Raw genomic sequence first — 9052 nt, 5'->3', positions numbered from 1 at the left:
CGCCATGACTCCCTCCTCCGCCTTGCGATCGCACGCACCGGACACCGCGGCCCCCGCCCTCCGGGCGGACGCCGATACTTTCCGGACACTCCCTAGGGCGGCGACCACCTACCGATGGTGGTTCTCCGCGTGGCTCGTCAGGACAGGATCTCGATGTACCCGTCGGTTCCGTGCACGCGGATCCGCTGCCCGTCCCGGATCAGCCGGGTCGCGCGCTCGACGCCCACCACGGCCGGCAAGCCGTACTCCCGGGCGATCACCGCGCCATGGGTCATCAGGCCGCCGACCTCCGTCACCAGACCCGCGATGCCGACGAACAGCGGCGACCAGCTCGGGTCCGTGAAGGCCGTGACCAGGATGTCGCCCGCTTCGAGATCCGCGTCCGCCATGTCGAGGACGACGCGGGCCCTCCCCTCGACGGTCCCGCTGGACACCGGCAGGCCGATCAGGGCGCCGTCCGGCACGTCCTCGCGCCGGTACGCACCGTTGACCGCCTCACCGTCCGAGGTGAGCACCCGGGGCGGGGTGAGCGCCTGGTACGACCGGAACGCTTCCTTGCGCTCCTGGACGAGCCGGTGGTCGACCCGCTGGGAGCGCACGACGTCGTGCAGTTCCCGGAACGTGAGGTAGAAGGCGTCCTCCCGCTCGGCGAGCACGCCTGCCCGGACAAGACGCCCGACCTCCTCCAGCAGCGCCTGCTTGTAGAGGAAGTAGCGGGTGATGATGGCGTACTTCGGGTACTCCCGGTAGCCGATGAAGGTGCGGACCCGGTCGATCATCCGCTTGGTCTCGTCGGCCTTCCGCTCCCCGTCCGGCAGGGCCCGCAAGCGCGCCAGCACGTCCTGTTCCTTCTGCCACGCCTTTCGGCGCCCCTCCTCGAAGCGCCGTGCCGCGGCCCCCGGCTCGAAGTTCCTGACGTTGTCGAGGATCACGGGCACGAGCGTGGTGGGGCGCTCGCGCCAGCGCGGCCTCGTGATGTCGATCTCGCCGACGCAGCGCATGCCGTACCGCTCGAGGTAGGCCTCGACGGCGTCGCGCGCCTGGGCGCCGCCCGGGAGCTTCGCCAACGCGTCCAGGAAGCCCTCGTCCCCGTCCCCGCCGTCCGCGGCCCCCTCGTCCTGGACGCCCCGCAGGAACGCCACGACCTCCGGGTGCGGGCGGATCACGTCCGCGACGTCGAGGAGCGCCAGCCCCATCTCCGAGGTGATGTTGTCGGGGGCGGACAGCGTGAGCGTGTCGGCCACGTTCTTCTCGCCCAGCCACCCCCGCAGCTTCTCGTTGAGCCACCACGTGGCGTCCATCCCCGCCATGATCACCTGGAGGCTCTGCGGATCGCTGAGGACCCGCTTGTGCTCCTCGAAGGCCTCCAGCAGGAAGTCGAACAGCTCCGCCCCCGTCCTCGCCCGGATGTCGCGCTCCAGGGCGGCGATGGACGCCCGGCTGCGCTCGATCAGCGCGGTGACGACGGCCGGGTCCGTCTCGACAGTGGCGGCCGCACGGCCGGCCGGCGGCCCGCCCGGGCTCGTGTCCGGGAGCGACGGGACGAAGTCGCCGCGGTCGAGGACGGTCTCCAGCGCGTCCCTGACCAGCGGATCGCCCCTGCCCACGAGGTCCAGGAAACCGGTGCGGCTCGCGGGCGAGGCCAGCCTTCCGGTGACGTCGACGAACAGCCTCCCGCCCGCCTCGTGCATCGGCACCATGGCCGTCTGCTGCCACATGGAGAGCCCCAGGGGCCTCATGGCGTCGGTCATCATCTGCTGGTGGCCGACGGACACGTAGACGCGGTTGCCCTGGTCCGCGGCCTCGCGGACGGGCACGGGGAACAGCGTGGTGATCGGGCGGCTCTGCACGATCCGGAAGCCGTCGTCGACCAGGCACCACTCGACGTCCTGGGGGCGGCCGAAGTGCGCTTCGATCCGGCGCCCGAGCTCGACGAGCCGTACGGCCTGCGCGTCGGTCAGCGCCGGCTGCTCCCGCTGCCGCGCGTCGACCGCCACCTCCCGCGTGCCCCCGGCCGGCAGGGCGAGGACGGCACGCTCCTTGGCGGCGATCGACCGGGCGACGACCTCGCCGTCCCGCACCGTGAAGACGTCCGGGTTCACCAGGCCGGACACCAGCGACTCCCCCAGGCCGAAGCCGGCGTCCACGGTGGCGACCTTCCGGTTGCCCGTGACCGGGTCGGCCGTGAACAGGATGCCGGCCGCGTGCGGGAACACCATCCGCTGCACGACCACGGCCATGCGGACCGTACCGTGGGCGATGCCGTTGCGCCGGCGGTAGGTCACGGCCCGCTCGGTGAACAGCGAGGCCCAGCACCGGCTGACGTGTTCGAGGACCGCCGCGGGCCCCATCACGTTCAGGTAGGTGTCCTGCTGGCCGGCGAAGGAGGCCGTCGGCAGGTCCTCCGCCGTCGCGCTGGACCGGACGGCGTAGGCCGCCTGCTCACCGAACCCGGACAGCGCTCCGGTGATCGCCGCCGCGACCTCGTCCGGGACGGCGGTCCCTTCGATGCTCCCGCGGATCTCCGCGCTGAGCGTGCGGATCCCCTCCCGGTCGTCCGCGTCCAGGCCAGCCAACCGGTCGAGCCGTTCGTCGATCGACGGCACCTCCGCCATGATCCGGCGGAAGGCGTCCGTCGTCACGCAGAAGCCCTCGGGCACCGGGACGCCGTCGATCCGCGACAGCGCGCCCAACTGCGCGCCCTTGCCTCCGACGACGTCGACGTGCCTCTCGTCGGCCTCCCGGAGGTCCCACACGTATCGCTCCGTCATCGCCTCACCTCCGGGACGGCCGAGTTCCGTGGCCGCGCGGCGGCCGATCGCCTCACCCGCGTCTCCCCGTCCGGCGCTTCCTCCATGGGGCCGGCGACACCGCGTCCCCCGTACGCCGACAACAACACACGCATGTTTCGCGCCCTCATCTCCGCAGGTCGTGGTCAGGCCGCTGATTGTGCGCCAGCCACGGGGCCTTGCCGCAAGCCCCCCATCGCGCTATAAGTTGAGAGTGGCAAGGAGAGTGCTCTCCTTGCCTTTGCTCTTTCCCTCACCCACCCTTCCCGCCTCGCGCGCGCCGCCGCGGGCGTCCAGGACGGCGTGGCGGCGGTCTCCGGTGGCGGAGCGGGCGGGAACCTCCGCGTCAGGCCGGCCCGAGGACGCAGAACTGGTTGCCCTCCGGATCGGTCAGTACCCTCCACGGGAAGTCGCCCCCGCCCGCGTCAGCGGGCATCGCCCCGAGCGCTTCGAGCCGCGCCACCTCCGCCGCCTGACCGTCGGCGCCGAAGGGGTACGGTGCCAGGTCCAGGTGCACCCGGTGCGTCACGCCCGTCAGGTGGGGCGTGCGAAGGAACTCGAGACGGGGGCCGGCACCCTTGGCGGAGCGCAGCACCGCATGGTCGTCGGTCACCTCGTGCACGCTCCAGTCCATCGCCGCGCCCCAGAACCGGGCCATGGCCCGCGGGTCCGCGCAGTCCACGACCACCGCGGCGATCGGTCCGGTGTCCCGGTGCGTCTCCCGAGGCGCCACCACGCAGAACGCATTGCCCTCGGGATCGGCCAGAACGGTCCGACGGGCGTCACCGGTTCCCGCGTCGGTGGATGTGGCGCCGAATGCCTTCAGGCGTGCGACCAACTCCGTGTGATGCTCGGCGGAGGTGGTGGCCAGTTCGATGTGTGCCCGGTCCCGCACCGTTCCGGGGTCCGGGACGGCGATGACGTCGATGCGGACGGCGGCCGGGTCCGGCCACGGGGGACCCACCGGCTTGACGCTGGTCGCCCCGGCTTCCTCGCTGGAAACACTCCACCCGAGTGCCTCCCCCCAGAACCGGCCCAGTGCCCGGTCGTCACGGGCTTTGCAGTTCAGTTCGAAAAGGTGCAGCGCCATGCCGCCACCGTATAGCAGGCGATGAACCCGGGTTCGGGACAGCCGAGTTCGGAGGTGGGAGAGGTTCCGGCGGAGAAGCGAGGGGGGATCCGCCGGAGCGGCCGGGGGTGTGGCTGCCGGGGGGTGCGGTTCCCATCGCCTCAGGGGGTGGCGCGGGACCGCAGCGGCCGGGCTTCGCGCACTCGGTGGAGATGTATGAGGACGTCATAGGCACGGCCGACGGCGAGTTCGGGCAGGGGGTTCGCCTCGAAGAGGGAACCGGCGTCATAGGTGGGACGCGCGACATCCAGCCACCTGCGTGCCGCGGGCGGTGCGGTGCGCAGATCGACGTAGTAGTCCCGGTGCCGGACCCGGTCCAACGTGTGCTCGTGCATGTCGCGGGTGGCCGGGGGCACGGTGGTCTTCTTCCACTCGCCGCCGGCGGCGTCTCCGGTGAGGAACGAGCCGCGGTTGAAGGTGAACCCGATGGAGACGTAGTGACGGCCGAGGGCGTCACGAAGGGAGGCGCCCTGCGGCACGGGATACAGCTCCGGATAGGAGGACAGGTACCCGATGTGCCCGTTGTGCGCCGACAGAAGGATCTTGTCGCCGGTCCGCCGGTGCCACCACAGGACGGTGTCGGCCATGACCCGGTCACGAAGGCGCTGGGCGGCGGCGACCGAGGACGGGTCTCCCGCGTCGAAGCCGGCGAAGGCGAAGGTCTGGGCGATGTTCCGCGCGTGTTGCACCGCCCACTCGCCCGCCTCGCCCCCCGAGGCCTCAACGGCGGCGGTCACCAGGTCCAGGGCCTCCTGCGCCCTGGCGGCGTTCTGCCGTCGCTCCGACGTCGGCTTCTCCAGGTAGGCGAAGATGTCGTCCATCGGGCGCAGACCCGCGTACAGCTCTTGGAGGCGCGGCAACGACGCGGGACGCGACCGGGCCACCTGGGCGGTCACCCGGTCGAAGACCCGGTCGCCGAGCCGTGGTGCCCCGATGTCGTCGCCCATGAAGTGCACCGTGCGCTCGGGGTGTCGGCGGTTGTGGTCACGCATCCAGTCGATCAGGTGCACGAACTCGTCGCGCTCCCACGGGGACCCGGCCAGGGTCTCCTCGGCGATCCGGTGCGCGCTCCCTCCGCCGCCCTGGAGGTAGTCGTCGATCTCCAGCCCGGCGGACCAGCTCATCTCGAGGGAGAACGTGGTGAAGCCCTTCTCCTCCACGAGGTACCGGAAGACCCGCTCCTTCATGGTGAAGAACTCGTGCGAGCCGTGCGTCGCCTCACCCAGGCCGACGACCCGGGCGTCGCCGATCATCGCGCCCAGCGCCCGCAGATCGGTGGTGCCACCCGAGGGTGCGGTGGAGCGCAATGGATGGGCCATGCGCTCCAGCGCGCGTACGGCAGCGGTCCGTTGACCGTCCGCCGGCGGTGTACCGGTCCCGGTGCCAGCCGGAACCGAGGTCGGCGCCGTGGCACCGACGGCAGCCGCCGGAGCCGAAGCCGCCGAAGCCGGAGCCCGAGCCGCCGGAACCGACGCCGCCGAAGCCGGAGCCGCCAGTGCCGGAGCAACCAACGCGGCGACCGCGAACGCCGCGGTCGTCCTCAGCGCCCCCTTGCGTGCGATGCCCTTGCCGTGCCTCATCGTGCGCCGCTCCCGCCATGAGAAGTCCTCGTGCTCTCGTTCCCTCGATCTTGGCGTTCGGCGGGGAGCGGCGCACTGGTGCCGTCCTCCACGTATTCCGGGGGGATAACCCCCTCCTCCCTCCAGCGTGGCCGGTGGCGCGGGCGGCCGACCGCAGCGATTCCCACCCGGATGGTATGGACCTGACAAGTAGGCCCGGCTAACCTGACGGGCATTGAGAGCGCTCTCACCAACTGGTCGGGGCCGGTGGTCGCCGGACCCCGTCGCCCATCGGAGGAAGCATGAGACGCCTTTCCATCCAGCGTGCCGCCGCCGCGGTCCTACTGCTCACGGCCGCCTTGAGCGGCACCGGACCGCAGGCCGCGGCAGCCGGGGTACCCGAGGCTCCCCGGCCGGCATCGGCCGGAATCGTCGAAGGCATGCGCCGCGACCTGGGTCTGACGCGGGAACAGGCCGAACAGCGGCTGCTGGCCGAGCGGACCGCGGTGACGGTCGAGCGGCAGGCACGGCGTCACGCCGGTTCCGCGTACGGCGGCTCCTGGTTCGACCCGGCGAAGGGCCGCCTCGTCGTCGCGCTCACCGACCGCGCGAAGGTCCGCGGCGTGCGGGCACTGGGCGCGGACACCCGGATCGTCCGGCACGACGCGGCCCTCCTCGACCGGGTAAAGAGCCGGCTGGATGCCTTGCGCGCGCCCGCCGGGGTGGCCGGCTGGCATGTCGACCCCCGGGTCAACCGCGTCGCCGTCACCGTGGTGCGTACCGACCGGAACGACCCCGCCGTGCGGGCGTTCGTCGCACGGGCCCGCACCACCGGCCCCGTCACGGTCACCGAAACGGAACGTGCCCCGATCACGTACGCGGCGGGCACCGTCGGCGGCGACCCCTACTACACCGGCAACGTCCGCTGCTCCATCGGCTTCTCCGTGCACGGGGGCTTCGTCACCGCCGGTCACTGCGGTCGTGCCGGTGCCGCCGTGCGCGGCTGGGACGGCTCCGCGATGGGAACGTTCCAGGGCTCCTCCTTCCCCGGCGACGACTACGCGTACGTGAGCGTCCACAGCGGCTGGTGGACCGTCCCGGTGGTGCTCGGCTGGGGCACGGTGCCGGACCGCCTGGTGCGCGGCTCGGCCGAGGCGCCCGTCGGAGCCTCCGTCTGCCGGTCGGGCTCCACGACACGGTGGCACTGCGGCACGGTCCTGGCGAAGAACGAGACCGTCAACTACAGCCAGGGCGCCGTCCATCAGATGACCAAGACCAGTGTGTGTGCCGAGGGTGGCGACTCGGGCGGGTCCTTCATCAGCGGGGACCAGGCCCAGGGCGTCACCTCCGGCGGATGGGGCAACTGCTCCTCCGGCGGCGAGACGTGGTTCCAGCCCGTCAACGAGATCCTCGCCCGCTACGGCCTCCGGCTCCACACCGCCTGACCGGGCCACACCCCCACGTGCGGGCGCCCGTCACGGTGCCGCCCCTTTCCGGGGAGGGGGCGGCATCGCCCCGCCCGCTGCTGCGTCCGGCAGGGCTTGGCCGGTCGTCAGTAGGACCGTGCACGGCCCTCGCCGCCGGTGGGCCGGAGGCCGCCCGGCACGGCGGTGGCCGGGCCGGGCCGTGACCCGTTTCCTCAGGAGGACAGGGCGGGGTAATCGGTGTAGCCGCGGTCGTCGCCGCCGTAGAAGGTGGCCTGGTCGGGGGAGTTGAAGGGGCCGCCCCGTTCCAGTCGGTGGGGCAGGTCGGGGTTGGCGAGGAACATCGCTCCGAAGGAGACGAGGTCGGCCGTGCCGTCCTCGATCAGGGCGAGGGCCTCGGGGCCCGTGGGGGCCGGGTGGGTGAAGGGGTTGAGGATGAAGGCGGCCGGCCAGTCCTTGCGCAGGCGGCGGGTCAGGTCGCGGTCCGGGCCCTCCAACAGGTGCAGGTACGCCAGGTCCAGTTGGGCGAGACGATCGGTGAGGGACCCGTACGTCTCTTCGAGGTCGTCCTCGGCGATGTCGTTGTACGGGTTGCCGGGGGAGAGGCGCATGCCCGTCCGGTGGCCGCCGATGGCGTCGGCGACGGCCGCGGCGGTCTCGACGGCGAAGCGGATCCGGCCCTCGGCGCCGCCACCCCAGGCGTCGGTGCGGCGGTTGCTGTGAGGAGCCAGGAACTGGTGGATGAGATAGCCGTTGGCACCGTGGATCTCCACCCCGTCGAAGCCCGCGGCGATCGCGTTGCGTGCCGCGTCGGCGAAGTCGGCGATCGTCCGCCGGATCTCGGGTTCCGTCAGTTCCTTCGGCGTCACCATGTCCTTCGGACCCTGGTGGGTGAAGACCTGGCCCCGGGCGGCGACGGGCGAGGGGCCGACGGGGACCATGCCCTCCGGCAGCAGGCTGGGGTGACCGATCCGGCCGGTGTGCATCAGCTGCGCGAAGATGACCCCGCCCTCCCGGTGGACGGCGTCGGTCACGGCGCGCCATGCGGCCACCTGCTCCGGCGAGTGCAGGCCGGGGGTGTCCGGATAGCCCTGCCCCACCACCGACGGCTGCGCTCCCTCGGTGATGATCAGCCCGGCACCGGCCCGCTGGGCGTAGTACCTCGCCATCGACGGTGTGGGGGTGGCGCCCGGGCCGAAGGCGCGGCTGCGGGTCATCGGGGCCATGACGATGCGGTTCGCCAGGCGTACGCCGCCCAGCTCGAGCGGGGTGAAAGCGGTCTTCATGATCAGGGTTCCTTCGACGTGGACGGTCTCCGCGCCCGACGGGCAGCACGGGCGGCTTTAGTATCTGTCTGAACAAGTAAATCACTCGCGTCATTCCGTACGGGGAGTGACCTGCCGCACAGGCGCGCCGGGCGGCGTCGGACACGCGCGGGGAAACGCGGGCGGCGGCGCTGGCCTACCCTGTGTGCTGTCCAGTCGGGTGCGGCGTCGAGGAGCGGGTGCGGGATGAGCGGAGCAGGCGGGGGGCGCGGCCGTCCCGGCCCGTCGGCCGGGGATGCGGCCGAGGCGGCGGAGAGTGCGGCGACGGTGCCCGTCCCCGCGTCCGCGAGCGGCGGCCCCATCAGCCACGCGATCTTCCGTGTCGCCCGGCTGCACCGCATGCTCGCCGGGCAGCTCCTGCGCCGCGTCGGTCTGCACCCCGGTCAGGAGCTGGTGATGATGCAACTGTGGGAGCTGGGGCCGCAGCGCCAGACCGACCTCGTCCGGCTGCTCGACTCCGACGCCGCGACCATGACCCGTACCGTCCAGCGCCTGGAGCGCGCGGGGTTCGTCCGCCGGCGGCCGAGTACGACCGACAGGCGGGCCGTCATCATCGAGCCCACCGCCGCCAGTATCGCGTTGCGCCGGGAGGTCGAGGGGCTGTGGGCGCAGCTCGAACACCTCGTCACCGCCGGGCTGACGCCCGCGCAGCGCGATGAGGCGCTGCGGTCGCTGGAAGCGATCGAAGCCGGCCTGTCCGAGGCTGCGGCCGCACCGGGGGAGGGGCTCTAGCTGACGACCGATTCCTGTTCGGGCAATTAATCGGGTCTGATGCCGGCGGACGCATCGGCCGGGGGTCCGCCCGGCCCCAGCCGCCGCCGCGCGC

6 protein-coding genes are annotated in these 9052 nt (G+C 72.4%); 2 read left to right on the top strand and 4 right to left on the bottom strand.

Features of this window, described 5'->3' with window-relative positions:
• Positions 1 to 137: 137 nt before the first annotated feature.
• The 3 genes from rph to ACF068_RS29295 all read right to left on the bottom strand — a co-directional run bounded on the left by rph (position 138) and on the right by ACF068_RS29295 (position 5237).
• Entirely contained in the window at positions 138 to 2771 is a 2634-nt protein-coding gene (gene rph / locus ACF068_RS29305) for a rifamycin-inactivating phosphotransferase (protein ID WP_392277313.1), read from the bottom strand.
• A 364-nt stretch (positions 2772 to 3135) separates the two neighbouring features.
• Complete coding sequence (locus tag ACF068_RS29300; RefSeq protein WP_392277312.1) at positions 3136 to 3879, bottom strand: VOC family protein; 744 nt, start codon at positions 3877 to 3879, stop codon at positions 3136 to 3138.
• A gap of 140 nt (positions 3880 to 4019) precedes the next feature.
• Positions 4020 to 5237 carry an erythromycin esterase family protein gene (locus ACF068_RS29295; RefSeq protein WP_392277311.1) on the bottom strand — a complete coding sequence of 406 codons (1218 nt, stop codon included), beginning with the start codon at positions 5235 to 5237 and terminating at the stop codon, positions 4020 to 4022.
• 542 nt (positions 5238 to 5779) lie between these two features.
• Between ACF068_RS29295 and ACF068_RS29290 the strand changes: the two genes are divergently transcribed.
• Positions 5780 to 6922 (top strand): S1 family peptidase, encoded by a 1143-nt coding sequence (locus tag ACF068_RS29290; RefSeq protein WP_392277310.1) that lies wholly within the window; start codon positions 5780 to 5782, stop codon positions 6920 to 6922.
• Between the two features lie 194 nt (positions 6923 to 7116).
• On the opposite strand, the gene ACF068_RS29285 is transcribed toward ACF068_RS29290, so the two are convergent.
• Entirely contained in the window at positions 7117 to 8187 is a 1071-nt protein-coding gene (locus ACF068_RS29285; RefSeq protein WP_392277309.1) for an alkene reductase, read from the bottom strand.
• A gap of 225 nt (positions 8188 to 8412) precedes the next feature.
• Between ACF068_RS29285 and ACF068_RS29280 the strand changes: the two genes are divergently transcribed.
• On the top strand, positions 8413 to 8958 hold the full coding sequence (locus ACF068_RS29280; RefSeq protein ID WP_392277308.1) for a MarR family winged helix-turn-helix transcriptional regulator: 546 nt from the start codon (positions 8413 to 8415) through the stop codon (positions 8956 to 8958).
• Positions 8959 to 9052 lie beyond the last annotated feature (94 nt).

The organism is Streptomyces sp. NPDC016309 (assembly GCF_043077235.1).
Taxonomy (GTDB): Bacteria; Actinomycetota; Actinomycetes; order Streptomycetales; family Streptomycetaceae; genus Streptomyces.
The sequence above is the reverse complement of the archived record's forward strand: the minus strand, read 5'-3'. Positions and strand labels throughout refer to the sequence as shown.